We start from the raw sequence: 25238 nt of genomic DNA on the forward strand, positions 1-25238 counted from the left end.
AGGACCGCTCCATCATGCAAAAAAGGGACGTGGACTACATTCTGAACAGGATACTCGAGACGGGAGCCGAGGTTTCGGACATCAACATAACGGTGGGGAAGCCTTTTCAGGTCGAGACCTCCGGCATCCTCGTCCCAGCCCCGGTCCACCCGGCCATCGAGGCGTTGACACCCTTTCAGACAGAGGCGTTCGCCCTCAACCTGCTTGAAGGGGACCGGCGCCTCCTGAGGAGGCTGCTGACGGAAGGCTCCTGTGACCTTTCCTACCAGCTTCCAGGGAAAGGGCGTTTCAGGGTCAATATCTTCTCTCAAAAAGGCTGCTATTCCATTGTCATGCGGCTGCTGCCAGACGAGGTGCCCGCCATCGAGGATCTCGGACTGCCCCGGGCCTTTCACCAGATGACCGAATGCCGTAACGGCATCATCCTCATCACCGGCGCGACAGGAACCGGCAAAACGACCTCGCTCGCCGCGATCCTCGATGAGATCAACCAGCGAGACGCGGTCCACATCGTGACGCTGGAAGATCCGGTTGAGTTCGTTCACCCACAGAGAAAGGCCACCTTCAACCAACGCGAACTGGGGACCGACTTCGAATCCTTCGCCTCAGGCCTGCGGGCGGCACTGCGCCAGGCGCCGAAGGTCATCCTCGTCGGGGAAATGCGAGACCGGGAGACGATCGAAATCGGGTTGACGGCCGCGGAAACCGGTCATCTGGTGTTGAGCACCCTCCACACCGTGGACGCCGGGCAGACCATCTACAGGATCCTCGGAATGTTCGACCAGGACGAGGAACACCAGATCAAGATCCGGCTGGCCGAAACCCTTCGGTGGGTGGCATGCCAACGCCTGCTGCCCAAGGCGGGAGGCGGACGCGTTGCAGCCTTCGAGATCATGAGGACCAATCTGCGGGTTCGGGATGCCATCCTGAACGGAGAATCGGAGGGAAAGACCTTTTATGAAATCATCGAAGCCGGACACCCCTTCGGCATGATGACCTTCGATCAGAGCATCGTCGAACTGTTCGAGAAAGGGCTGATTACGGAGGAAACCGCCATGAGCTACGCCTCGCGAAAGTCCGTGGTCGGCCGGGCGCTCGACACGATCCGGGCCGGCAAGGGCGAATCGACCTCCCCCATCACGGACCTCGAACTGGACCTCGAATACGGCAACCGCGAGAGGGGCAAGAAACTCTACGAGGCCTTGTTATGGAAATCACCTGCGAATCCTGCCGATCCCGACTGAAGGTCAGAGAAGAAGACATTCCCCCGGGCAAGGCCCTTTTTGTCACCTGCCCCAGATGCAGCACCCGCCAGAGGGTCTCCCCTCCAAACGATGCGGGACGACCCCCTGCAATCGAGCCGGGGAATCGCGCACCCGGCGAATCTCCGTCCCCCCGGTCCGTCCCCGTGTTGAGCGATCGGGGATCCGGATCGTTCGACGAAACGGCCGACCTGGCGCTGATCCTTTCCGCCGATGAAGCCCAAGCCACTCATATCAATCGAATACTTCAGGATATTGGATACAGGACCGTCACCGCCTCCACACCCGCCACCGCCATCGACAGCCTGCGCCTGTACCCCTTCGATCTGGTCCTCATGGCGGATCCTTTCGACGGCGCCGTTGCCTGCAAGAATCCCGTGCTGGACTATCTGAACAGCCTGTCCATGTCGGTCCGGCGCCACATCCTTCTGGCCGTGTTGACCCCCGGATTCAAGACAAAGGATCCCATGGGGGCATTTGCGCTGAGCGCCGACCTGGTCATCCACCCTCAGGACCTGCCGCAGCTGGAGACCTGGCTCACCAAAGGACTTTCCAGCAAGAAACGATTCTACCGGGTCTTCCTGGATACGATGGCCGAACTGGGCCGGACCTGACCTCCCCCATCGCTCCTTTCGGCTGAATCCCCGCGACCGTCCTTATCCCGAACCGTTTCGATCCTTACGCCCCGGCCATCCGCTACGCAGTCCAGCAGCTGACCCCCGGGGATGCCAGCGAGTCTGACCCGCCAGGCTATGCGCAGCCGGTCGATGGCCTCCTCCGGGCCGATGGCCCAGAGAGACCCGCCGGCCCCCGCCCCTGCAAACCGCGCCCCGCAGGCGCAAGCCTCTGCCTCGTCGATCAGGGCCTCCGTCTCAGGGATGAGGGCTTCGGGCGTGATGCCGCGCCGGACCCCCATCTCCCGCCGGAGGTGACGGGCCGCTTCCGCCCAGTCCCGCCCTTCGATCGCGCGTGCAAAGTCCGAAACGGCCCGGTTCGCCTCCAGCCAGGCATCCCGGGTCGTTCCTTCCAGGAAATCCTCCACCCACTTGCGGTTCGTCGCAACCGAAACGTGCTCTTGACCGCTGAACGCCACAAGCATCCTGCGGTTCAGCGCCCTGCGCCCCGGGCCGTCGAGGAGGCGCTTACGGGTAAAGGGCCTGGCCGGACGGCTGTAGGCCCAGCGCCACTCCGACACGCCCCCGAAGACCGCCGCCGCCTGATCCTGCATACCGCCGCAGCCCCCCTGCAGGGCGTCTTCCAGATGATAGGCCAGCAGCAGGATCTCCTGTCTGCCGGGCGCACCTCCGCCCGAAGCCCTCCGCGCAAGTTCACCCAGCACCCGGATCAGGGCCACCAGGGCCGCGCTCGAACCCCCCAAAGCGGACTTCACGGGGGAGGCCGAGTCGATGTGGATATGAATCCCGTCCACCCCGAAATGGGCCGCCGCCGCAAAATAGGCGCCGAAAGGCGGCCTCAGGGGAAAACGGCCGCTCGGGGCCTCCACCTCCCCCTCGAAGCCCCTGGAGGTGATCTTCACCAGGCCCTCGCGATGAGCAGACACGGTGACGGACGTCCTCAGATCGAGCGCTATGTTGACGGTCGTCGGCTCGGCGGCCTCGAAAGGAAGCGCCATCGCCTTGATGTCCCAGGTCCCGCCGGCATCGATACGGCAGGGGGCCGAGGCCCTGAGGGTCCTCTCCTCGATCAGACCCCGGATAGCTCTTCGGGCTGATATCATCGCTTCCCCCTGATCTCTTCCGCCGCGGCGGGATGCAGCCTTCCGCCCGCCCCGTGCCCCAGGAAAAGCAGCGCACAAAGGGTCTTTCCGTCCTGAATCGCGCCTTCCCGGACCATCTCCATCACCCGGTCGATCGGCAGCGGCTCCACCTGAAGCCACTCGTCCTCGTCCAGCCGCTGCTCGGCCGGCACCAGATCGGCGGCCACGAACAAGTGAATCCGCTCGTCCGAATAACCGGGAAGCGGCGTAATCTCGCCGATCTTCTCCATGCTGCGCGCACGGAAACCCGTTTCCTCCGCGAGTTCCCTCCGCGCACAGGTCAAGGGATCCTCCCCCGGATTCAAAGTGCCGGCCGGAATCTCCCAGATGAAGCCGCCGACCGCGTGCCGATACTGCCGGAGCATCAGAAGCCTCCCGTCCCCCGTCAGCGGAAGGATCGCCGAAGCGCCAGGATGCCGGATGATATCGAGGCTCACCTCGGTGCCGTTGCCGAGGATCACCCGCTCCCGCTCCAATCGGAATACCCGGCACTGGTAGACATCTTCGTGCGCCACCACCTCTATCGATCGATCGTCTGTATCCATGCTCATCCTCCCATTCAGCATCTGGCAATGCACATCGGTCTGCCGGGCGCTGCCGGCCCGGCCCCCGGGCGTCCCATGTCACCCCGTCGATTCCGCCTTTTCCAGGTCGGATTATAGGGAGCCGGCCCACACACCGTCAATCGAAAGCAGCAGCGGCATCCGATCGATCACGTCCATCAAGAGGATTGAACCGCTGCCTTTTCAGGTGTATAAGGATCGAGTTGTCATTCCGCCTGCCGATGCATCAACCGTTCAGGTCGACAAGAATAACGCACTGGAATCATTGTAAATATCACACTCTTGAGCAGAAGCCGCCTTTTCGGTCCCCAGTCGTGGAATGGGCAGGCAGAAAGGGTTGAGGTACATCGATGCGGCGAAGCCGGCGAGAGAAAATCCTCATTTCCGGATTGCAAACCTGGCCGTTCTAGATCATCATTTTCGAATGGACTCTAGAATGTAAAACCTTCCAACTGGAGACTTTCACGCGGCGCCCGTAGTGCGGGCCGAACCGCGAAGACGGATCGATGGAACAGATCACCCCGGAAACCTATGAAAAATATATCAAGGGCCTGACGGATATCAGCCGGGCCATCACCTCCGACCTCTACCTGGAGGACATCCTGAAGCTCATCGTGATGGTGACAGCCAAGGTCACCGGTGTAGAGATCTGCTCCCTCTGGATGGTCGATGAGAGTATCGCCCCGCCGAAGATCCGCCTGAAGGCCACCCAGGCCATCGACCCGGACTATGTAAAGGACCGCTCTCTCGGCATGGACGAGGGGGTAGTGGGTTACGTCGCCACCTACAAGCAGCCGCTGATCCTGCGGGACGTGCTCAAGGAGCCGCGCTTCAAAGAAAAGGATATGGCCCGCAAACTGGGGCTCGTGTCCATGCTGGGCATCCCCATGCACGGGAAGGATCAGCAGGTCATCGGCGTCTTGAACTGTTTCACCTCCGAACCGCACGACTTTTCGCAGACCGAGGTGAACCTCATCACCGCCGTCGCGAACCAGGCTGCCGTCGCGATCATGAACACCGAACTGATGGTCCAGACGAAGGTCATCCAGGAGGAGCTCGAAACGCGCAAGCTCCTGGAACGGGCCAAGGAAGTGGTCATGCGCCGGCGCAACATGAAGGCGGACGAGGCCCATCGCTGGCTGCAGAAGCGGAGCATGGACAGCCGGAAGTCCATCCGCTACGTAGCCGAAGCGGTCCTCCTCTCGGACGAACTGTAGGCGAGCCGCTTAGCCGTTCCCTTCCTGAAACGGCAAACAGCCCCAACGACCGGGCCTTCTTCCGATGCTGCGCTCCGCCACCCGCCTCGGCCCGGTCTTTTAAGCCCTGCTGAAAAAATCCTCTTGCTTCAAGTAAAAATTCCTTGACAGAAAGCATTATCCTCACTAAGATAATTAAACATTTTAAAGCGTGGATGAAACCTGCACAATGGCGTGCGGGTTGAACCATATTAAGGACAAAGGCGTCTGCCCCTTCACGGGGAGACGCCTTTTTTTGTTTTTCACCTTATCAGTTTAAACGGAGGATACCAAAATGAACCTATGCACACCGAATTCGAACGAGTCCCTGCAGACCAAAAACCGCTCCCGCGACGTGGCGCCCCAATCGGGGATCTGCACCCGCTGCGTGGACGGGTGCAAAGGCAACTGCGATCTCTTCAACGCCACCTTTCGCAGCCGTGAACTTTTGTATCCCACGCCTTTCGGCGACATCACCGCCGGCTCCGGCAAGGATTATCCGGTCGACTATTCCCACCTGAACATCATGGGATACGCCCTCGGGGCCGAAGGCACCGTGGCCGACCCGGACCACGCCACCTTTCCAAGCGTCAACACCGAGACGGCCTTCGGGGCCACCGACAAGGTCCGGATGAAAATCCCCATGTTCACGGGCGCCCTGGGCAGCACGGAGATCGCGCGCAAGAACTGGGAGCACTTCGCCATCGGCGCAGCCATCACGGGCATCAGCCTCGTCTGCGGGGAAAATGTCTGCGGCATCGACCCCGGCCTCGAATTCGACGCCAACGGGAAGGTGAAGGAGGCCCCCGACATGCGGCGGCGCGTCGAGGAATACCGCCGGTATCACAGCGGATACGGCGACATCCTCGTCCAGATGAACGTCGAGGACACGCGGCTTGGCGTGGCCGAGTACGTGATCGACAAGCTCGGCGTCGAGACCGTCGAGCTCAAGTGGGGCCAGGGCGCCAAGTGCATCGGCGGCGAAATCAAGGTCAACTCGCTCGAACGGGCCATCCAGCTCAAGAAGCGCGGCTACATCGTCACTCCGGACCCCGAAAGCCCGCCCAACCAGGCGGCCTTCAGAGACGGGGCCATCAAGGAGTTCGAGCGCCACTCGCGCCTGGGCTTCGTCGACCAGGAAGGCTTCATGAGGGAGGTCGAGCGGCTGCGCAAGCTGGGCGCCAAACGGGTCACCCTGAAAACCGGAGCCTACCCGATGCGGGAACTGGCCATGGCCATCCGCTGGTCCTCGGACGCCAAGATCGACCTCCTGACCATCGACGGCGCACCCGGTGGAACGGGCATGAGCCCCTGGCGCATGATGGAGGAGTGGGGCATCCCCTCGATCTACCTGCATTCCATGGCCTACGAGCTGTGCGAACGCCTCGCCAGGAATGGCCGCTGGGTGCCGGACATCGCCTTTGCGGGCGGGTTCTCGAGCGAAGACCACATCTTCAAGGCCCTGGCCCTTGGCGCCCCATACTGCAAGGCTGTCTGCATGGGCCGAGCCCTGATGATCCCGGGCATGGTGGGCAAGAACATCGGCCGCTGGCTCCAGGGCGAAGACGGCGGGCTGCCCTCGACCGTCTCCAAGTACGGCACCACCAAAGAAGAGATCTTCGTCTGCTATGAAGACCTCAAAGCCACTTACGGGAAAGAGGTAGAGAACTTTCCGCTCGGGGCTATCGGCATCTACAGCGCCGGCGAAAAGCTCCGCGTGGGGCTTCAGCAGCTCATGGCCGGCGCCCGCAAGTGGCGGGTCGACCTGATCAACCGGAGAGACCTCGCATCCCTGACGGAAGAAGGCGCCCAGATAACCGGCATACCCTACATCATGAACGCCTATCGGGACGAGGCCCTGGCCGTCATAGACGCCTGATCGTCCTCAGGAATACGGCAGACCGTTCCGGCAGGGGCCTCCAGGTATCCCGCCGAGACGGTCACCCCAAGCCAAAAAAAGCCGGAGTGCTTGCACTCCGGCTTTTTTTGGCCTCTGCAGCTCCAGCCCGTCAGCGGATCTTGATCCATAGCAGGCGGGCCGGTTCAGGACCGGGGTTCTTCCACTGGCTCGGCATCCCGCTCGTGAGATAGATGACATCCCCCTCCTCCACGTTATGGACACCCTTTCCCAGGGTAAATTGAAGCCTCCCGGAAAGGAGATACCCCATTTCTTCACCCTTGTGGGTCATAAAATGGTTATGGATGCTTCCCCTGGGCCGGATCTCCAGGAGGTAGGGCTCCGCTTTCGGCTCCAGGTCCAACGGGGTAAGGAGCCTTGCCGTTACACTGCCTTCGGGCAGAGCAGCCAGCCTGACATCCAACCCTTCCGCCTCCCGGAAGACCACCGGGTGGTCCTCCTCGCCCTCCCCGCGAAAAAAGGCGCCGATCTCGACCGACAGGACCTCGGCGATCTTCAACAGCGCGGGAAGCGAGGGATAGATTAGATTGCTTTCGACCTGGGAGATGGTGCTCGGGGTCACGCCGACCATCTTGGCGAGTTCGGTCTGGGACAGGCCGCGCCGCGTCCGAAGCTCCTTGAGCCGCGGGCCGATGTCCAAACGCCCGGTGGATCGTCGCTCCGACTCGAACGTGACCGTCAGGTCCCTGGACCAATAGGAAAAGGGTTTGTCGAGGGTATCCAGGTTTCGCTTTTCCGCCTTGAGGACCGTCAGCGAGGTCCTGCCCCGCTTGACCGAGAGGTCGATCGCGACCTGGGCGATCTGGTTGATCTGGGCCTTGAGGCGCGCGGAATGCGCACGCTTCTCGAGGATCCAGTAGGCGATGGTGTTCAATTCGTATAAGCGCGGACACGAATGGCTGTAGAAATCACGGATGTGCTCCTCGCCGCCCCACAACTCCTGCATCCCGGTCAGGCTCTCGAAGACGAAGCGCACATCCCCTTCCATCGTGGCATGAACCCCGTAGAAGGCGTCCTTCACCCGTTCGACCTTCCGCGGCTCCTTCACGCAGATGATCCGGCAGGGCCATTCCTCCTCCGGCCGCTCGTAAAACCGGAGGAAGACCTCCGAGCCGTCCCCTTTCCCATAGGTAAAGCAGTCGAGGATGGTCAAGAAAGGACTCTCGGACAGGGAACCCAGTTTGTCCAGGAGGTTCCGCGGCGACCGGTCGAAGCTGACGTAGATGATCGGACGGTTCTGTACCTGGGAGGCCTGAATGAAATTGAGGCAAAAGACGGAGGCCAGACTGCCCGCATCGTCGTGCCAAACTACATTGTCTCCGATAAAAAGCCCCCCCAGGAGCCGATCGAGATCTTCGACCCCCGACGCCACTGGTATCCTTTTGGTCATTGCGCGGTTTCCCTTACCCGCTTTTGCGGTACATGGCCTCGATCAGGTCCTTGAAGGCCTCGTTGACATATTTCCGTTTGACCTTCATGGTCGGCGTGACTTCTCCATCCTCCTCGTAGAGCTTCTTCGGCAGGATGGTGAACTTCTTCACCTGCTCCACCCGGGCCAGGGTCTCGTTGACGGCGTCCACCTCCCCCTGGATGAGCTTGATGATTTGGGGATCCTGGGTGAGGTCGCCGTAGGTGGAAAACTGGACCTTATGGTCCTGGGCGTATTTGACCACGTTGTCTTCGTCGATCATGACGAGGGCGCTGATGAACTTCCGCTTGTCGCCGATCACCACCGCGTCGTTGATATAGGGGCTGAACTTGAGCTTGTTCTCGATATACTGCGGTGTGATGTTCTTTCCCCCGGCGGTGACGATGATGTCCTTCTTGCGGTCCGTGATCTTGAGATAGCCGTCCTCGTCGAGTTCGCCCACGTCCCCGGAGTAGAGCCAGCCGTCTTTGAGCGTCGCGGCCGTGGCCTCCGGATCACGGTAATACCCCTTGAAGACACCCGGCGAGCGTACGAGGATTTCGCCGTCATCGGCAATGCGGACATCCGTCCCCGTCAACGGCGGGCCGACGGTGCCGAACTTGACCCTTCCCACCCTGGAAACGCAGGTGACACCCGTCCCTTCCGTCTGCCCGTAGCCCTCGATCAGGTTCACACCGATCGACTGGAAGAATTTGAGGACATCGGGCGAAATCGGCGCCGCCCCGGAGTAGGCCACGCGCAGCCGGTCGAAGCCCAGGCGCTCCTTGAGCTTTCTGAAAACAGCCAGATAAGCCAGGCGGTAGAGCAGCTCCAGGTAAAGCGGCGCCTTCTTGAACGACAAGCGCAGGTCGGCCCGCTTCTTCCCGACCTTGAGGGCCAGCCCGAAGACGATGCGCTTGAACCAGGTGGCATCCGACATGCGGATGTAGATAGCCGAGTAGTATTTTTCCCAGATGCGCGGGACGGCGTACCCCACCGTGGGCGAGATCTCCATCATGTTGTCGGTGACGGTGTCCAGATTCTCGATGAAGTTGACGGTGTACCCGTAGGTGATCTGAGCGAAGACCGAAAAAATGCGCTCGAAGATATGACAGAGCGGCAGGAAGGACATGACCTCGTCCCTGTCGAACATCGGGTTGTCGGTGGTGATCGTACTCCCCATCCACGTGACGTTCCGGTGGGTCAGCATCGCCCCCTTGGGCGGCCCGGTGGTCCCGGACGTGTAGATCAGAACCGAAAGGTCGTCGGGCGTAACCTCGCGCATCCGGCGCTCCACCATCTGCGGGTCCTTGGCGAGCGCCACCTTCCCCTGCTCGAGCCACTCCTCGAAGGTCATCACCATCGGGTCCTCGAAGTGCCTGAGGCCTTCCAGATCCCAGACGACAACCTTTTCGAGGCGTGTCGTTTTATCCCGGAAATTCAGCCATTTATCCAGTTGCTCTTCGTTTTCGACGAAGAAGCAGCGCGATTGGGAGTGTTCGATCACATATTCCACCTGCGGCCAGGCATTGGTCGAATAGACCCCCACCGCGACCCCGCCCGCGCACTGAATGCCCAGATCGACGATCACCCACTCGGGGCAGTTGTCGCCGATGATGGAAACGCACTCCCCTTTCCGAAGCCCCATCGCAATAAGGGCGGCCGCCACCCGGGAGGCCCTCCGATAGTACTCATCCCAGGAGATGTCGTGCCAGATGCCGTACTCCTTCTGCCTGAGGGCCACTCGGGGGCCGTAGCGTTCGACCGTCGCCTTGAAGACGGCCGGGACTGTCTGGTCGGTCAATGCGTCATCTCCAGCGCTTTTTGCGTTTCCAGCGTTGATACCCCTTGGCCGATGCCTCGGAGCGGATCCCCATGTAGAACTCGCGCACGTCCTGGTCCTGCATCAACTCCTGCGAGGGCCCTTTCATGACGAAGCGCCCGTTTTCGAGGATCAGCCCGAAGTGCGAAATCCCGAGGGCCATGCGCGCATTCTGCTCCACCAGTAGGATCGTGACGCCGCTCTGATTGATCGCCTGGATGATTCCGAAGATCTCGCGCACCAGGATGGGGGAAAGCCCGAGGGACGGTTCGTCCAGGAGCAGCAAGGCGGGCCGGGCCATCAGGGCCCGCCCGATGGCGAGCATCTGCTGCTCGCCGCCCGAAAGCGTCCCCGCCCACTGATCCGCACGGCTCCGCAAGACGGGGAAATGCTCGTATATCCGATCGAAATCCTGTCGGATGCCGCTCTTTTCCCTGCGGGTGTACCCACCCATGAGCAGATTCTCCCGCACCGTCAACTCCTCGAAGACCTCGCGCCCCTCAGGCACCAGAGAGATCCCCCTGCGGACGATCTCCTCCGTATCCTTACCGTCGATGCGGCGTCCCTGAAATTCGATGGTGCCCTTGTCGGGCTGATCCTCGATCAGCCCCATGACGGTCTTCAGCACGGTGGATTTGCCCGCACCGTTGCTGCCGAGGATCGCCGTGACGGTCCCCTCCTCGACCGTGAGGGAAACCCCCCGCAGGGCGTAGATCAGATTGTAATAGGTCTCGATGTTCTTGATCTCGAGCAAAGGCCGCCTCGTATGGAACGGATCATGGATCCAGCATCTCAGAATGGAGAAACGCCCGCTCCGGCACCCGCCATCCCGCTGCCGCTCGCCGGCTCATCTTCCCCGAGGTAGGCCTGCAAGACCTCGGCGTGGTTCGTGACCTCATCCGGCGTGCCCTCGACGATCGGACGTCCGAAATTGATCACGAGGATGCGCTCGGAGATGTCCATCACCATCTTCATGTCGTGTTCGATCAACAGGATCGTCACCCCGAGCTCATCCTGGATATCCTTGATCCAGAAGATCATGTCCTGCTTCTCCTCGGAGTTCATCCCCGCGCAGGGCTCGTCGAGCAGCAGCAGCTCGGGCTCGAGGGCAAGCGCCCGCCCGAGCTCCACCTGTTTCTGCGTGCCGTAGGGGAGCGCCCCCACAAACTTGTTGCGCACCGCCTGCAGATCCAGCAGATCGATGATCTCTTCCACGGCGCGCCTGTGCCGGACCTCTTCACGACCCGCAAAGGAGCGCCGCCCCCACATCCAGGCACCCCTGAAAAGGCCGTTTTTCATGAAGATATGACGGCCCAGCATGAGGTTTTCCATCGTGGTCATGCGCGAGAAAAGCTCGATGTTCTGAAAGGTCCTGGCAATGCCCAACCGGGCGATGCGATCCGGTTTTTTCCCCTGGATTTCGGTATCCTTGAAAACGATCCGGCCGGCATCGGGGCGGTAAATGCCGTTGATGCAGTTGAAGAGGGTCGTTTTCCCCGCGCCGTTCGGACCGATGACAGCGAAAATGGACCCCTTCGGCACCTCGAAGCTCACCTCCTCCAGGGCCTGCAAACCCCCGAAGGCAATCGAAAGGCGTTCTACACGGAAAAAGCCCATGCACGCTCCGCTGCTGGGTGGGATATGTCCCGCCACCGACCGTCTGTCCCGGGGAGAGGTGACCCTCCCGGATAGACGGCGGAACGGCGGGACGGCTGTTTCGGCCTGTACTCTAGTCCATCGAAGGCGCAAACCAGTTGGTCAACTGCTTCGATTCGCCGTTTTCGAGGCACTGACTCAGGAAGACCTCCTTCTGCCCCTGGCGGGACATCGGATCGTTGCGGTCATAGGGTTTGTAGCTGATTTGACCGAAAATCCCCTTGAAGTTCTGAATCCCCTCCATCTCTTTCACGAAGCGCTCCCGGGTCAACTCGCGGCCGCAGCGCTTGATCCCCTCGACCATCGGTTCGACAAAACCGATCCCGGCGTAAAAAAAGACGCCCCAGCGCTCGTCCTTGGCGGCGAACTTCGAATAGGCCTCACGGTACTTGAGCATCAAGGGGTCGCCAGAGCCCGGCAACTCGGCGAAGTTCGCGACGATCACGTCCTTCCAGAGCCCCTTGCTGATGGTGTACATGAGGGGAAAATCGGAGCAGGTGCTCGTGCTCATCCACTGCGGCTTGAACTGCATGGCCGTCCCCGTGCCGAGGATCTTCACCGCGTGGACAGGGGTGACCCACAAGAGCACCATATCGGCCTCGGCCTTCTTGAGCGCCATGACATGGGGCTTCATATCCGTGTCGGCCTTTTCGACCGGCACGGCAGCGACCAGATCCAGACCGAACTTGGCCAGCTCCTTCCTGGCGCCTTCGAGTCCGTTCTTGCCGTAATCGTCATTCTGATAGGCGATGGCGACGCGCTTCTTGCCGAGGATGTCGACGGCATAGTTGCAAAGGGCCTTCGCCTCGATATAGTAAAGCGGGTAGACGGCGAAAAGCTCCTTTTCGGGCGGGCTGATCCAATGGAGCGAACCGGCCGCCGGGCCCACCCAGGGGATCTTCCTCTCCATCAGGTAGTCCTTGACCGAAAGCCCGCAGGCCGTCCCCACACCGCAGGCCCAGGCGAAGATCCCGACGCTTTCCTGCAGTTCCTTCACGCCCGCCTTGGTCTTGGCCGGGTTGTACCCGTCATCGAACATGTGATAGACGATCTTCCGGCCGTGGATGCCCCCTTCGGCATTGATCATGTCGAACAGGACACCCGTCCCCCGGGCCACCGCGCCCCAGGGCGCAGCCGGTCCAGTCTGAGGGCCCCATTGCCCGATGTGGATCTCCGTATCCGTGACGCCCTCTTCGGCAGCGGCCGAAAAACCCAGTAGCAGAACCAGACACGCCGCCAGACACCCCATCCCCAAGACTTTCTTCAGCATGGTTCCCTCCTTTTTCGTGTTTCGTCTATGCCAATGAAGCCTCACATCACACCTTCTTCACATAATGCCGGGCAAAAAGCCCGCTCGGTTTGAAGCATAGGACCAGAACGATAATGAAAAAAGCCACCGAGGACTTGAACTCGATCGAGACGTACCCGCCGAAGAGATTTTCGATGACGCCGATCAGGTAGGCGCCGAAAACGGCCCCCGGCAAAGAGGTCATCCCTCCGAGGACGGCCGCGGCGAAGCCCTTCAGCATGGGGTCCCACATCATGTAGGGCTGCATGGTGGTCGGGGCGATCAGAAGCCCTGCCAGACATCCCACCACCGAAGAAATCCCCCAAGTGAACATCAGAATCCGGTTGGTGCGAATCCCCATCAGGCGGGCGGCCATCGGGTTCTGCTGGGTGGCCTTCATGGCCACCCCCAGTTTCGAGTATCTCAGAAAGAGAAAGAGCACCACCATGACCGTCAAAGCCACGACAAAGGTCAACCCTTCGAGCGCGCTGATGAAGACCTCTCCGATCATCAGACTCTCGTAAGGCGAAAGGGGAAAGGGCATGGTCTTCGGATCAGCCCCGAATTTCCACGAAACCAGCCCCATGAGGATCATCTCGAGGCCGATGGTGATGATGATCATCCCGAGGGCATTCGGCTCCTTGGCGCGGCGCAGCACCGCGAATTCGAGGAAGAAGCCGAGGAAAAGGGCGAAGAGGAGCGCCGCAGGGAATGCGGCATAAAAGGGCACCCCGTAATACTCGAGGCCCATGTAGGTCATGAAGACCGAAAGGAGCGCCATCTCCCCCTGTGCGAAATTGACCACCTCGCTCGTCTTGTAGATGATCACCATGGCAAGCCCCATGAGGGCGTAGGAACTCCCCACAGCCACGCCACTCGCGAGCATCTGCATAAAATCGAGCATATCTTTCTCCTGCTTCCGGAAGGAAACGAGCTAGTTTCCATCCGGAAATGATTTCGCGGTAGAACCCAGTTTCCAATCCGGAAATGAGGATTTTTCTTCACACCCTTCGGGTGCTCAGTCCCACCGCTTCGCGGCGGGTCCCGGTTTGGCCAATATCAAGGAAATCAAGCGTTTGTGCGGAGGCGACCTGTAGGTCGCCGCACAAGCAAACGTGCAGATCGACGCCGAGATTGGCCAAAAAGACCATTTCCGGATGGAAACGAGCTAGAAAGGCCAGGTGCGCCAGTATAGCTTGGTTCGGATCCAGAACCCATAGATCCCGAGAGGCTCGAAGATCATGATCAGGACCATGATCGACCCGTAAACGATAAACTGGATATTCGAAACCCCGGTGATCGAAAAATAGCTTTGCGAAAGCGCCTGCAGCCATTCGCCCAGATAGGGGATGCTCAGGATGTTGCGCAGTTCGAGGTCGAGCCAACTGAGGAGGCACGCCCCCGCGATCGACCCGAAGATAGAACCGAGCCCCCCTACGACCACCATGGCCAGAAAAATGATGGACATGAGGAGACTGAACATCTCCGGCTCGATGAAACGCAGGACGAAGGCGTAGAGCCCGCCGGCGATACCGGTGTAAAAAGCGCTCACGGCAAAGGCCAGCGTCTTGTAAAGCGTCAGATTCACCCCCATCGTTTCGGCGGCGACATCCGCATCACGCAGGGCGATAAAGGCGCGCCCCACCTTCGTCTTGATGATGTTGCGCGCGGCCACCGTCAAAATGAGGGTGATGGTTACCAGAAGGTAGTAGAAATCACGGTCGGTGTCCAAACGCCAGGGTCCTATAACGAGGTCCGGCGTATGCAGGCCCTGCCGCCCGCCGAACAGCTCGATCCGCCCGATCACCTGGGTGATCGTCAGGCCGAACCCGAGGGTAGCGATCGAAAGGTAGGGCCCCTCCAGGCGCAGGGCGGGGAGCCCGAGGAGAAAGCCGAAAAGCGCCGAACCGAGCGCCGCAGCGGGGAGAGCCAGAATGAAAGGGAGATGGACCTTCGACATCAGGATGATGGTGCCGTAGGCGCCCAGGGCAAAGAACCCCGCATGCCCCAGGGAGATCTGCCCCGTGTACCCGACCAGAAGGTTCAGGCCCACCGCCACGAGGATGTTGATGGCCATGTAATTGGCCATATAGATGTAGTAGTTTTTGGCGAAAAAAGGGAAAAAAACCAGGAATGCGATCAGAAGGAGAAACCAGAAAACAACGACGCCGGAACTGAACAGCTGGACATCCTCATAGTAATCCCTCTTCATGTCCATGTGCGGGTACTCCCTGGTCCCCTCCGGAAATGGCCCCTTTTGCCAGTCTCGGCATCCATCTGAACGTTCGCTTGTGCAGCGACCACCAGGTCGCCTCCGCACAAACGCTCGATTTCCCGGATATTGGCAAAAAACCCTCCTGTTCGGAGGGAAACCCCCTAATGATCCATGTCTCGGAAGGCGAATGAACGTGCAGAGCAGAACCGTTTTCGAGATGCCGGGCACACTCGCCGGGCCGGTTTGAACCGACCCTCCGGGCGTTTACTTCCCCGCTAGCTTGTCGGCGACTTTATGATAGTAGATCTCTGTTTCCTCCAGCAAAGGTGACTTACGCCCCATCATGTTGAGTTTCATGATGCGATAATTGATTTTCTTGATCAGCTTGTAACGTTCCTTCTCGTCCGGAATATCATCCAGCAGATCTTCCATCTGGCGGATCTCCTTTTTGAGCTGTAGTTCCGGCGGAAGGCAGTCCGCGTTTTTCAGAATCTTATAGGCCATCCTGAGATCTTCGGGGATCCCGCTGTCATCCTCGATCTGAAGAGGCTTCCCCCGGCCGGGCAGGTCATTGAACTCCCCCCGGTCCACGGCTTCCTGAATGCGCCGCTCGGCGATCTTGTCGAATGCAAACATAGGCGTGCGAAAAACGCTCCTCCTGTGTCGAAAAAAGGCCCATGCCCCGCCGGAACGCCCCGTGCAAAAGAGCGATCACGCAATCTTCGTACCCGGGGGGGGTATGTTTCATATCCGTCAATGCGTCAAGTCCGGGGCCGGAATACGGCTTTCCGAATGGTTCCCCTCCGGAAATGGTCTTTTTTGCCAATCTCGGCGTCGATCTGCACGTTTGCTTGTGCGGCGACCTAGAAGGTCGCCTCCGCGCAACCGCTTGATTTCCTTGATATTGGCAAAAAATCCTCATTTCCGGATCGGAAACTGGGTGGTACATCCGGAAATGGTCTTTTTTGCCAATCTCGGCGTCGATCTGCACGTTTGCTTGTGCGGCGACCTAGAAGGTCGCCTCCGCGCAACCGCTTGATTTCCTTGATATCGGCAAACCGGGACCCGCCGCGAAGCGGTAGGACTGAGCACGCGAAGCGTGTGAAGAAAAATTCCTCATTTCCGGATCGGAAACTGCCTCTGCGCAAACGCCTGATATTCTCGACCTCGGCCAGACCGTGAGCATCCGCAGGCGACGCCGTGAGCAGACGCACGTGTTGGACAACCACTCCCCGACTGATAGTACATTTATACAATTATGGACAGGATTTCAAGCCAAATCGCTGATCCGACCCTGAAACCGCGTTTCCAATCCGGAAATGGGGTCGCACCGGATCGTCATTTCCGGATGGACGATATCCAGCTTGACAAGAGCGGGCCCCGTCGGTTATGTCCATGATATTCAACCTTTTTGCCATCGGCACCGGCAAAAACCTTACGGATCCGGTGCAGGGAAACGCTATGATCGACCCCACCGACAAAAAGATCATCTCCCAGATCCAGGGGGACATCCCCTTGGAACCCCGGCCTTTCGCCGTCATTGCGGCACGGCTTGGAATCCCGGAGGGCGAAGTGATCGAGCGGATCCGCCGCCTGAAGGACCATGGAACCATCCGCCGGTTCGGGGCCACACTCCGCCACCAGGAGGCCGGGTTCGGCGCCAACGCCATGGTGGCCTGGCGTGTGCCCGAGAACCGCATCGATGAGGTGGGAGAGGCCCTGGCAAGCTTCTCGGCCGTAACCCATTGTTATCACAGACCGCCCCAGGGCGACTGGCCCTACAATCTTTACGCGATGGTCCATGGAAGCAGCCGGGAGGCGTGCCACCGGACGGCCCGCGAGATGTCGGAGGCTATTCAGATCCGGGATTACACCCTGCTTTTCAGCGAAAAAGAATTCAAGAAGACCAGCATGGCCTATTTTTAGCCCATGTCATCATCCGCCAGAAGGTCTCGTCACACCACAGGAGGGAGGCTATCCGCAGTATGGAACGAAACTCGACCGAATGGTTCCGACAGGCGCAAACCTATATCCCGGGGGGCGTCAACAGCCCTGTCCGGGCCTGCAAGGCCGTCGGCCTGACGGCGCCGCTGTTCATCGACAAGGCGGAAGGATGCCGCATCTGGGACGTCGAAGGACGCGAATATATCGACTACGTGGGATCATGGGGCCCCATGATCCTCGGGCACCGGCATCCGAAGGTCATCGAAGCCCTCGAAAAGGCCCTGCACCGTGGAACCAGCTACGGCGCACCCACGCCGCTCGAGGTGGCGATGGCCGGCGCCATCGTCGACCGGGTTCCTTCGATCGAAATGGTGCGTATGGTCAACTCCGGCACCGAAGCCACCATGAGCGCCATCCGCCTGGCCAGGGCACACACGGGCCGGGACAAACTCGTCAAGTTCAACGGATGCTACCATGGCCATGCCGACAGCCTGCTGGTGGAGGCGGGTTCCGGGGTGGCCACCCTGGGGATCCCCGGCAGTCCGGGGGTACCCGCCGACCTCGCGCGGCACACCCTTTCGCTCCCCTTCAACGACCTGGATGCCGTCGAAGCGACCTTCCTGAAATACGGGCCCGAGATCGCCGCGGTCATCGTCGAACCGATCCCCGGAAACATGGGGGTCGTTCTCCCGCACACGGGATACCTCCAGGGCCTGCGCACGATCACCGAAACTTACGGAAGCCTGCTTATTTTCGACGAGGTCATCAGCGGCTTCCGGGTGGCCCCGGGCGGCGCACAGGAGCTTTACGGCGTCATGCCCGATCTGACCTGCCTCGGAAAGATCATCGGCGGCGGACTGCCTGTGGGGGCCTACGGAGGACGGAAGGCGATCATGTGCGGCATCGCGCCGGAAGGAAACGTCTATCAGGCCGGGACCCTGTCCGGCAACCCTCTGGCCATGGCCGCGGGCGTAGCGACCCTCGAGCTGCTGGGGCAGGCGGGCGTCTACGACAGGCTCGAAACGGCCGGCGCCCGCCTCTTCGACGGACTTGCCGAGGCCGCCGAGGCCGCCGGGATCGCCGTCGTCATCAACCGCGCGGGCTCGTTGGGCAGCCTGTTTTTCACCGGCAAACCCGTGACGAACTTCGAAACGGCCCTCCAATGCAACAAAAAGCGGTTCGTAGCCTATTACCGGCTCATGCTCGCCTGCGGCATATACCTGGCCCCCTCACCGTTCGAGGCCAGCTTCGTCTCCCTCGCGCACGATCCGGCGAGCCTCGAAAAAACCATCGCCTGCGCTGCGGCCGCCTTCGATAAACTGCACTAAAAAGATTGACTTCTTTTAAAAACGTGTGCTAAAGACCAAGCGGTCTTAAAGCCGTCGGCGCACTCGGCAGGAGGGGCCGCAAGCAATGGATGAAGACCTGAAACGAACGGTCAAGGCCTTGGGTTACATCAGTACCGTGGGCCTTGCCATGGCTCTTTCGATCGGCCTCGGGGCCTTGATCGGTCACTATATCGACGGGAAATTCGGAACCGAGCCGTGGTTTTTTTATATCTTTCTCGCATTCGGTATTGCAGCGGCTTTCCGGAACCTGCAGATTCTCTATAAGAAAGCCAAGGACCTTTGATGGAGTGGGACAGCCTTTTTAAAACCTTGAGGATTCAGAACTGGCTCATCCTGATGATGCTCGGTGCGGCCAGTTTTTTCGTCATGAGTCCTCATTTCACGCTGGGCGTCCTGATCGGCGGACTGCTGATCATCGCCAATTTCAACGTCCTGCAGCACACCATCCGGTGCGGATTTTCATCGCAAGGTACCCTGCAGGTCAGCCGCAGATCCATCATCGTGAAGTTCTATCTGCGCCTTTTGGCCCTGGGTTTTCTGATGTACGTACTGATCACGCGGGATCTGGTAAATCCCGTCGGCCTGGCCGTCGGGCTGTCGATCGTCGTCATCAGCATTGTCCACCTGGCCTTGCGTCTCGTCTGGAAAACATCTTCTGAGGAGGTTGTCTAGATCATGGAGCATCCAATCTTCTTCATCGATTCATTGCTTGAATCCCTCGGGTTTCACCATGCGGCGGCATATACGCACGTTACCCATATGTGGCTCGTCATGCTGCTGCTCATCCTGAGCGCCCTGCTCTTTGCCAGAGGGGTTCAGCTGCTGCCCAAAAAGGGGCAGAATTTTTTCGAGGTCGTCATTGACGGGCTGGAAAGCTTCATGGTGGAAATCAGCGGCCCCGAAGGGCGTTTCTTTTTCCCGTACATCGCCACCATCTTCCTCTTCATCTTCATCTCGAACCTGATCGGGCTCGTCCCCGGCTTTTTCTCACCGACGGCGAACCTCAACACGACGCTGGCCCTGGCCCTGTGCACCTTCGTGTTCACACATGTCATCGGTATCCGCTTTCACGGCGTCAAATATATCAAGCATTTCACCGGGTCGGTGTGGTGGCTCACCCCGCTGATGCTGCCGATCGAGATCATCGGTCACTTCGCCCGGATCATGTCCCTGAGCGTCCGGCTCTTTGGAAACATCTTCGGCAAAGAGATGGTCCTCGGGATCCTGTTCGGTCTGGCTGGGCTCTACCTGGCGCCCCTGCCGATCCTGTTTCTCGGCATCCTCGTCAGTTTCATCCAGGCCCTGGTCTTCATGCTTCTGTCCATCATGTATTTCGTGGGCGCCATGGAGCACGCCCACTAGCGTATTGGAAGGCTTTTTGGGAAGAAGGCCGCGTTACAACATCATCAGTGGAAAGGAGGGTTGGTTCGTATGTCCAAAAAAACAGTCGTTGGGGTTCTCACAGCTCTTATGGTTCTGGGTATGACATCGATGGCCATGGCCGCTGACGGCCAGGCTCAGGCGGCAGCGTTCTGGGTATTCTTCGGGATTGCCGTCGCTTGCGGCTTCGGCATCGGCGTCGCCGCCCTGGGAACCGGCATCGGGATGGGTAACGCCATCAACGGTGCACTCCAGGGAACGGCTCGGAACCCGGAAGCGGGCGGCAAGATCATGACCACCATGATCATCGGTCTCGCCCTGATCGAGTCGCTGTGTATCTACGCGCTGGTCATCTGCTTCATCCTTGTCTTCAAGATTCCCGATATCGAAGTCATGCTGAAGTCTATAGGCGCGTAAGGGTCCTCTTGAAAGAAGGAGGGCCTGCTGAAGGCCCTCTTTTTTTTCGGAGACATGTGCAATATTTCACAAAATCACCGTTGACCTCGCTCATCCATGGCCATCATTGCAGTCATTGAGAGGACTGCCAGAGGTCGACTGCCCGACAACCCTTCAGGGCTCTTTTCTCAGGCTGCCCCCCAAGACGTTTTCGGATGCCGATGATCAAAGAGTCTAAAATCCCGCAACCGACCATCGAGCGGCTCGCTCTGTACTCGCGCCCCCTCGAGACGCTTTGTGACAGCGCTTCGGCGGTGATATCCTCCGAAAAGCTGGCCGCGCTGTGCGGCGTCAATTCGGCGCAGGTCCGTAAGGACCTCGCCTACTTCGGCGAGTTCGGCATACGCGGGGTCGGCTACGATGTCAGAGACCTTCTGAAAGCCATCAAGAAGATCCTTGCCACCGACCGGACCTGGAAGCTCTGCATTGTGGGGATGAGTTATCTTGGCGCCGCCCTCGTCGAAAACGAGAATTTTCGCCGGCGCGGCTATCACTTCGTTGCGGCCTTCGATTCCGACCAGCGGAGGATCGGACAGGTCCTTCCCTGCGGACTTGTGGTCGAACCGATGCGGAGCATCAAGAAGCTCGTCCGAGAGTTCCAAATCGAGATCGGCCTGATCACCACCCGCCCCGAGGAAGCCAAGCGGTCGGCGGACATCCTCATGAAGGCCGGGGTCAAAGCTTTGCTGAACTTTACACCGGTAAGGCTCAGAATCCCCGAATGCTGCCTGATCGAAAACGTGGACATCACGGTCAAGCTGGAGAATCTGGCCTACTATCTGAGCAAGAACAAGCGTTGAGCACCTTCGCCAGAAACCTTCCGGTATGGGATTGGGGCACTGTGGACAATTCCTCCGGCGTACCGGAAGCGACCAGGTACCCTCCCCCTTCTTCGCCGCCCTCCGGACCGAGATCGATGATGTAATCCGCGGTCTTGATCACATCGAGGTTGTGCTCGATCACCACCACCGTGTTCTTTTGACCCACCAGGTAATTGAGGACCTCCAGCAGTTTCTGGATGTCCTCGAAATGCAGCCCGGTCGTCGGTTCATCCAGGATGTAGAGCGTCCGGCCGGTGCTGCGCCTGCTCAATTCGCGCGAAAGCTTGATCCGCTGGGCCTCGCCGCCGGAAAGCGTCGTTGCGGCCTGCCCGAGCTTGATATACCCGAGTCCCACATCCAGCAGGGTCTGGACGGTCTTCTTGATCGCCGGGATGTTCTCGAAGAAACCGTAGGCCTGGTTGACGGTCATGTCGAGGACCTCGGCGATGTTCAACCCCTTGTAACGGATCTCCAGCGTGTCCCGATTGTAACGGAGGCCTTTGCAGGCCTCGCAGGTCACGTATACATCCGGAAGGAAGTGCATTTCGATCTTGATGATGCCGTCGCCCTGGCAGGTTTCACAACGGCCGCCCCGGACGTTGAAGCTGAAGCGCCCCGGTTTGTACCCCCGCACCCGCGCTTCCGGCAGCTGGGCGAAGAGATCCCGGATGTCGGTAAAAACACCGGTATAGGTCGCCGGATTCGAGCGGGGGGTCCTGCCGATAGGACTCTGATCGATGTCGATGACTTTGTCGATATGGCGGGTCCCGATCACGGCCTTGACTGCCCCCACCCGGCCCTTGGCTCGGTAAAGGTCCCGGGCAAGCGCCGGAAATAAAATCCCGTTCAGGAGGCTGCTCTTCCCGGACCCCGAGACCCCCGTGATGCATGTAAAAGTCCCGAGGGGAATCCGGACGGTAATGCCCTTGAGGTTGTTTTCGCGCGCCTCTTCGAGCACGATGCTCCGGCCCGTCCCTTTGCGGCGCACAGCCGGGACGGGGATCGACCTGCGGCCGGAAAGATAGGCCCCCGTCACAGAACGGCCATCCTCGAGAAGCACCGAAGGCGGCCCTTCAAAGATCACCTCGCCGCCGTTGCTTCCGGCCCCGGGACCCATGTCCACCACATGATCAGCCGCCAGGATGGTCTCCGCATCGTGCTCGACCACCAGCACGCTGTTCCCGAGATCGCGCAGACGCTTCAGGTTCTCGAGCAGCCGCAGATTGTCCCGCTGATGAAGACCGATGCTGGGTTCGTCCAGCACGTACAGGACGCCGGCAAGCCCCGAGCCGATCTGCGTAGCCAGTCGGATCCGCTGGTCTTCACCGCCTGAAAGCGTCCCCGAGGAGCGGTCGAGGGTCAGATAGCCGAGCCCGACGCTTTTCAGGAAGGCCAACCGCGCCTGAATCTCCCTGATGAGCCGGGAGGCGATGGCTGCTTCCCTCTCCCCCAGTTCAAGCCCTGCAAAGAACCCTTCGGCCGCTGAAATGGAAAGCGCCGTCACCTCGTGAATGCCCTTTCCACCCAGCCGCACCGCCAGGATCGGGGGTTTGAGGCGCCCGCCGCGGCAGGCGTGGCAAGGCCGCACACTCATGAATTTTTCGATCTCCTCCCTGGCCTGGTAGGAGCCGGTTTCCTGGTAGCGCCGCTCGAGGTTCGGGATCACCCCCTCGAACGGCCGCGTGTAATCATGCCTCCGGCCTTCCCGTTCAAAAAAGAAGGCGATCTCTTCATCCCCGGAACCATAGAAAAAGGCCTCCTGTATCTCAGACGGCAGCTCGCCGAAGGGTGTATGGACGCTGACCCGGTAATGGGCGCAAAGGGAATCGAGCATCTGCTGAAAATAAACGGAATCCCGGCCGGCCCACGCGGCGATGGCCCCCTCACGCAGCGAAACGGCGGGGTCCGGCACGATCAGCGCCGGGTCGAAATGCCGCCGCGTACCCAGACCGTTGCAGACCTCACAGGCCCCCTGGGGGTTGTTGAAAGAGAACACCTGCGGCGAGAGTTCAGGGACACGGTAACCGCACCGTGGGCAAGCCGCTGTCTGACTGAATGAAAGCACCTCCCCTTCCAGGACTGCAACGACCGCCTTGCCCTCTCCCATGGAAAGGGTCAGCTCCATGGAGTCGGTCAAGCGCTGCCGAATGCCCTCCCGGAGGACCAGACGGTCAACCACCACCAGAATTTCATGCTCGGCGGCCTTGCCCAGTTCGATTTCTTCATCGAGCATCCGGATCCTGCCATCGACCTGCACGCGCGTGAACCCCTCTTTTCGAAGCCGCTGAAAGACCTGCCGGTATGCGCCTTTGGGCCCTGCGGCAAGCGGGGCCATGATCTGGACCCGCGCCCCGCCCCCAAGGGCCATGACCTGATCGATGATCTGCTCGGCGGTCTCCGAATGAATGGGGACATCGCAGGTTGGGCAAAACGGCACCCCGACGCGGGCGTAGAGGAGTCTCAGATAATCGTAGATCTCGGTGACGGTCCCGACCGTCGAACGGGGGTTCCGGCTCGAAGAGCGCTGCTCGATGGAGATGGCGGGCGAAAGACCTTCGATGGCGTCCACGTCCGGCTTGTCCATCTGCTCGAGGAACTGGCGCGCATAGGCCGAGAGGGACTCCACGTAGCGGCGCTGCCCTTCGGCGAAGATGGTGTCGAAGGCGAGGGAAGACTTTCCCGATCCCGAAAGACCCGTGATCACGACCAGCTGGTCTCTCGGGATGTCCAGGGAGATGTTCTTGAGGTTGTGCTGCCGGGCCCCCCTGATCTTGATGGAATGGTGGCTCATGGGTCGATCGCGGCCGACTCGCCCGCGGCAGCCCGGTGGCGGGCCATGGATGCGGCCATGCGCAACGCGGCCTTCAGGCTGGAAGGATCCGCCCGGCCTTTCCCCGCGATGTCATAGGCCGTGCCATGGTCCACGGATGTCCGGACAATCGGCAGACCGAGCGTCACATTCACGCCGTCGGCAAAATGGAGGAGTTTCAAAGGGATCAGCCCCTGATCGTGATACATGCAGACCACGACGTCGTAGCGGCCGGAGGCGGCGTAAAAAAAGAGCGTATCGGCCGGCAGCGGGCCGGCGACCTTCATCCCCTCCGCCCGGGCCATACGGACGGCGGGAGCGATCACCCGTGTCTCTTCGTCACCGAAAAGCCCCTCCTCGCCGGCATGCGGGTTCAAAGCCGCCACGGCGATCCGGGGTTCCTCGATCCCGAAATCCCGCTTCAAGGCCCGATGCGTTATCGCGATGGTGCGATGAACGGCGGAGGTGTCCAGAAGACCGGGCACATCCCTCAAGGCGCAGTGGATCGTTACGAAGGTAACCCGCAGCCGCTCGCCGGCCAGCATCATGACATAGTCCCGCGTGCCTGTCCGCTCGGCGATCAGCTGGGTGTGGCCTTCGTAGGGGAAGCCCGCCCCATGCATCAGGGCCTTGTTGATGGGAGCCGTCACCATGGCCTGGATCTCGCCCCGCTGTGCGAGTTCGACCGCTTCGAGGATGTAGCCCACCATGCCTCGTCCACCCTCTAAAGTAGGCTTCCCCGGGAGCCTCGAGGACGGCGGGAGTTCCGAGAGCGGCAGCAGATCGATCCGCCCGGCGACTGCCTCCACGGCGGCCGGCCCGTCTACGGGCCTGATCGCCATCCCGGCCGGGATGGCTTCCCGCATCACCCCGACATCCCCCAGGATCAGCGGCCGACATATCTGATAGACGGCGGGATCCGCGAGCGCCTTGGCGATGATCTCAGGCCCCACGCCGGCCGGATCACCCATCGTGATGCCGATCAAAGGTAAAAAAGGCGTCTTTGCCATTTGCATACGCGCTTCCGTCAAGACGGCATCGCTGTGGTCGAAAACCGTCCCTGCATCAGGCTGAAATGCGATCGTTCGCGTCCGCCTCGAAGCTCCCCGATCGCATCGGTGAGAGCAGAGGATATCGGGGTTCACCGCCTTCAATATAACGGTTGCATTGACGATTCTTTATCCAAAGCGCCTGCGGGCCATCCCCGACGCGCACCATCGGACGGCAAGCTCGCGCCGTACGGTCCGTTATCCAACCTGTCGACCCTTCCGGCGCCACTCGGGCCGGATGCTTCATGGATCGAAAGCTTACCGGCTCCGCACGGATTTTGCAAGG

Annotated in this window: 27 protein-coding genes; 14 read left to right on the forward strand and 13 right to left on the reverse strand. The window is 60.4% G+C overall.

Annotation, left to right across the window (positions count from 1 at the left end):
• Positions 1-14: 14 nt before the first annotated feature.
• Both ACZ500_RS14115 and ACZ500_RS14120 read left to right on the forward strand, forming a co-directional pair.
• Entirely contained in the window at positions 15-1244 is a 1230-nt protein-coding gene (locus tag ACZ500_RS14115) for a type IV pilus twitching motility protein PilT (protein WP_464227981.1), read from the forward strand.
• A gap of 164 nt (positions 1245-1408) precedes the next feature.
• Positions 1409-1876 (forward strand): hypothetical protein, encoded by a 468-nt coding sequence (locus tag ACZ500_RS14120; protein WP_464233140.1) that lies wholly within the window; start codon positions 1409-1411, stop codon positions 1874-1876.
• On the opposite strand, the gene ACZ500_RS14125 is transcribed toward ACZ500_RS14120, so the two are convergent.
• Together ACZ500_RS14125 and ACZ500_RS14130 are read right to left on the reverse strand one after the other, a co-directional pair.
• Positions 1831-3000, reverse strand: coding sequence for a GHMP family kinase ATP-binding protein (locus tag ACZ500_RS14125; RefSeq protein ID WP_464227982.1), 1170 nt, complete (start codon positions 2998-3000; stop codon positions 1831-1833). The two genes, ACZ500_RS14120 and ACZ500_RS14125, sit on opposite strands and share 46 nt — an antisense overlap.
• Positions 2997-3584: an NUDIX hydrolase gene (locus ACZ500_RS14130; RefSeq protein ID WP_464227983.1), complete on the reverse strand. Its 588-nt coding sequence runs from the start codon at positions 3582-3584 to the stop codon at positions 2997-2999. The genes ACZ500_RS14125 and ACZ500_RS14130 overlap by 4 nt, the downstream gene beginning before the upstream one ends.
• 524 nt (positions 3585-4108) lie before the next feature.
• On the opposite strand from ACZ500_RS14130, the gene ACZ500_RS14135 reads away from it, so the two are divergent.
• Together ACZ500_RS14135 and ACZ500_RS14140 are read left to right on the forward strand one after the other, a co-directional pair.
• Positions 4109-4819: a GAF domain-containing protein gene (locus ACZ500_RS14135; RefSeq protein ID WP_464227984.1), complete on the forward strand. Its 711-nt coding sequence runs from the start codon at positions 4109-4111 to the stop codon at positions 4817-4819.
• 313 nt (positions 4820-5132) lie between these two features.
• Positions 5133-6716 carry an FMN-binding glutamate synthase family protein gene (locus ACZ500_RS14140; protein WP_464227985.1) on the forward strand — a complete coding sequence of 528 codons (1584 nt, stop codon included), beginning with the start codon at positions 5133-5135 and terminating at the stop codon, positions 6714-6716.
• Between the two features lie 130 nt (positions 6717-6846).
• Here ACZ500_RS14140 and ACZ500_RS14145 read toward each other — a convergent pair whose 3' ends face one another.
• From ACZ500_RS14145 to ACZ500_RS14180, 8 genes are all read right to left on the reverse strand, one after another.
• Positions 6847-8145, reverse strand: a complete 1299-nt coding sequence (locus tag ACZ500_RS14145; protein ID WP_464227986.1) for a helix-turn-helix domain-containing protein — start codon at positions 8143-8145, stop codon at positions 6847-6849.
• 13 nt (positions 8146-8158) lie between these two features.
• Positions 8159-9967: an AMP-dependent synthetase/ligase gene (locus tag ACZ500_RS14150; protein WP_464227987.1), complete on the reverse strand. Its 1809-nt coding sequence runs from the start codon at positions 9965-9967 to the stop codon at positions 8159-8161.
• A gap of 4 nt (positions 9968-9971) precedes the next feature.
• Positions 9972-10739, reverse strand: coding sequence for an ABC transporter ATP-binding protein (locus ACZ500_RS14155; protein WP_464227988.1), 768 nt, complete (start codon positions 10737-10739; stop codon positions 9972-9974).
• 38 nt (positions 10740-10777) lie between these two features.
• The gene (locus ACZ500_RS14160) at positions 10778-11602 is read right to left on the reverse strand and encodes an ABC transporter ATP-binding protein (RefSeq protein ID WP_464227989.1); all 825 of its coding nucleotides are present in this window, start codon (positions 11600-11602) and stop codon (positions 10778-10780) included.
• Positions 11603-11714: 112 nt separating this feature from the next.
• Complete coding sequence (locus ACZ500_RS14165) at positions 11715-12911, reverse strand: ABC transporter substrate-binding protein (protein WP_464227990.1); 1197 nt, start codon at positions 12909-12911, stop codon at positions 11715-11717.
• 46 nt (positions 12912-12957) lie between these two features.
• Positions 12958-13833, reverse strand: a complete 876-nt coding sequence (locus tag ACZ500_RS14170) for a branched-chain amino acid ABC transporter permease (protein WP_464227991.1) — start codon at positions 13831-13833, stop codon at positions 12958-12960.
• Positions 13834-13930: 97 nt separating this feature from the next.
• Positions 13931-14080 (reverse strand): hypothetical protein, encoded by a 150-nt coding sequence (locus tag ACZ500_RS14175; protein ID WP_464227992.1) that lies wholly within the window; start codon positions 14078-14080, stop codon positions 13931-13933.
• A gap of 17 nt (positions 14081-14097) precedes the next feature.
• The gene (locus tag ACZ500_RS14180; protein ID WP_464227993.1) at positions 14098-15147 is read right to left on the reverse strand and encodes a branched-chain amino acid ABC transporter permease; all 1050 of its coding nucleotides are present in this window, start codon (positions 15145-15147) and stop codon (positions 14098-14100) included.
• Between the two features lie 29 nt (positions 15148-15176).
• Between ACZ500_RS14180 and ACZ500_RS14185 the strand changes: the two genes are divergently transcribed.
• Positions 15177-15335 (forward strand): hypothetical protein, encoded by a 159-nt coding sequence (locus ACZ500_RS14185; protein ID WP_464227994.1) that lies wholly within the window; start codon positions 15177-15179, stop codon positions 15333-15335.
• Between the two features lie 73 nt (positions 15336-15408).
• Here the strand turns inward: ACZ500_RS14185 and ACZ500_RS14190 are convergent, their stop codons facing one another.
• Positions 15409-15780 (reverse strand): DnaJ family domain-containing protein, encoded by a 372-nt coding sequence (locus ACZ500_RS14190; RefSeq protein WP_464227995.1) that lies wholly within the window; start codon positions 15778-15780, stop codon positions 15409-15411.
• A 41-nt stretch (positions 15781-15821) separates the two neighbouring features.
• Between ACZ500_RS14190 and ACZ500_RS14195 the strand changes: the two genes are divergently transcribed.
• The 9 genes from ACZ500_RS14195 to ACZ500_RS14235 all read left to right on the forward strand — a co-directional run bounded on the left by ACZ500_RS14195 (position 15822) and on the right by ACZ500_RS14235 (position 21073).
• On the forward strand, positions 15822-16037 hold the full coding sequence (locus ACZ500_RS14195) for a hypothetical protein (RefSeq protein ID WP_464227996.1): 216 nt from the start codon (positions 15822-15824) through the stop codon (positions 16035-16037).
• A gap of 5 nt (positions 16038-16042) precedes the next feature.
• On the forward strand, positions 16043-16183 hold the full coding sequence (locus ACZ500_RS14200) for a hypothetical protein (RefSeq protein WP_464227997.1): 141 nt from the start codon (positions 16043-16045) through the stop codon (positions 16181-16183).
• Positions 16184-16533: 350 nt separating this feature from the next.
• Entirely contained in the window at positions 16534-17070 is a 537-nt protein-coding gene (gene ahbB, locus ACZ500_RS14205; protein WP_464227999.1) for a siroheme decarboxylase subunit beta, read from the forward strand.
• Positions 17071-17129: 59 nt separating this feature from the next.
• Positions 17130-18416 carry a glutamate-1-semialdehyde 2,1-aminomutase gene (gene hemL, locus ACZ500_RS14210; protein WP_464228000.1) on the forward strand — a complete coding sequence of 429 codons (1287 nt, stop codon included), beginning with the start codon at positions 17130-17132 and terminating at the stop codon, positions 18414-18416.
• 85 nt (positions 18417-18501) lie between these two features.
• Entirely contained in the window at positions 18502-18720 is a 219-nt protein-coding gene (locus ACZ500_RS14215; RefSeq protein WP_464228001.1) for an AtpZ/AtpI family protein, read from the forward strand.
• Positions 18720-19109 (forward strand): ATP synthase subunit I, encoded by a 390-nt coding sequence (locus ACZ500_RS14220; RefSeq protein ID WP_464228002.1) that lies wholly within the window; start codon positions 18720-18722, stop codon positions 19107-19109. Before ACZ500_RS14215 ends, ACZ500_RS14220 begins: the two co-directional genes overlap by 1 nt.
• Positions 19110-19112: 3 nt before the next feature.
• Positions 19113-19799, forward strand: coding sequence for a F0F1 ATP synthase subunit A (gene atpB / locus ACZ500_RS14225; RefSeq protein ID WP_464228003.1), 687 nt, complete (start codon positions 19113-19115; stop codon positions 19797-19799).
• 69 nt (positions 19800-19868) lie between these two features.
• The gene (gene atpE, locus ACZ500_RS14230) at positions 19869-20234 is read left to right on the forward strand and encodes an ATP synthase F0 subunit C (RefSeq protein ID WP_028321054.1); all 366 of its coding nucleotides are present in this window, start codon (positions 19869-19871) and stop codon (positions 20232-20234) included.
• A 194-nt stretch (positions 20235-20428) separates the two neighbouring features.
• Positions 20429-21073, forward strand: a complete 645-nt coding sequence (locus ACZ500_RS14235) for a redox-sensing transcriptional repressor Rex (RefSeq protein ID WP_464228004.1) — start codon at positions 20429-20431, stop codon at positions 21071-21073.
• Here the strand turns inward: ACZ500_RS14235 and uvrA are convergent.
• On the reverse strand, positions 21027-23885 hold the full coding sequence (gene uvrA / locus ACZ500_RS14240) for an excinuclease ABC subunit UvrA (protein ID WP_464228005.1): 2859 nt from the start codon (positions 23883-23885) through the stop codon (positions 21027-21029). The genes ACZ500_RS14235 and uvrA overlap by 47 nt on opposite strands.
• The gene (gene pdxA / locus ACZ500_RS14245) at positions 23882-24919 is read right to left on the reverse strand and encodes a 4-hydroxythreonine-4-phosphate dehydrogenase PdxA (protein WP_464228006.1); all 1038 of its coding nucleotides are present in this window, start codon (positions 24917-24919) and stop codon (positions 23882-23884) included. Before pdxA ends, uvrA begins: the two co-directional genes overlap by 4 nt.
• Between the last annotated feature and the right edge of the window lie 319 nt (positions 24920-25238).

Source organism: Desulfatiglans parachlorophenolica, from assembly GCF_055394735.1.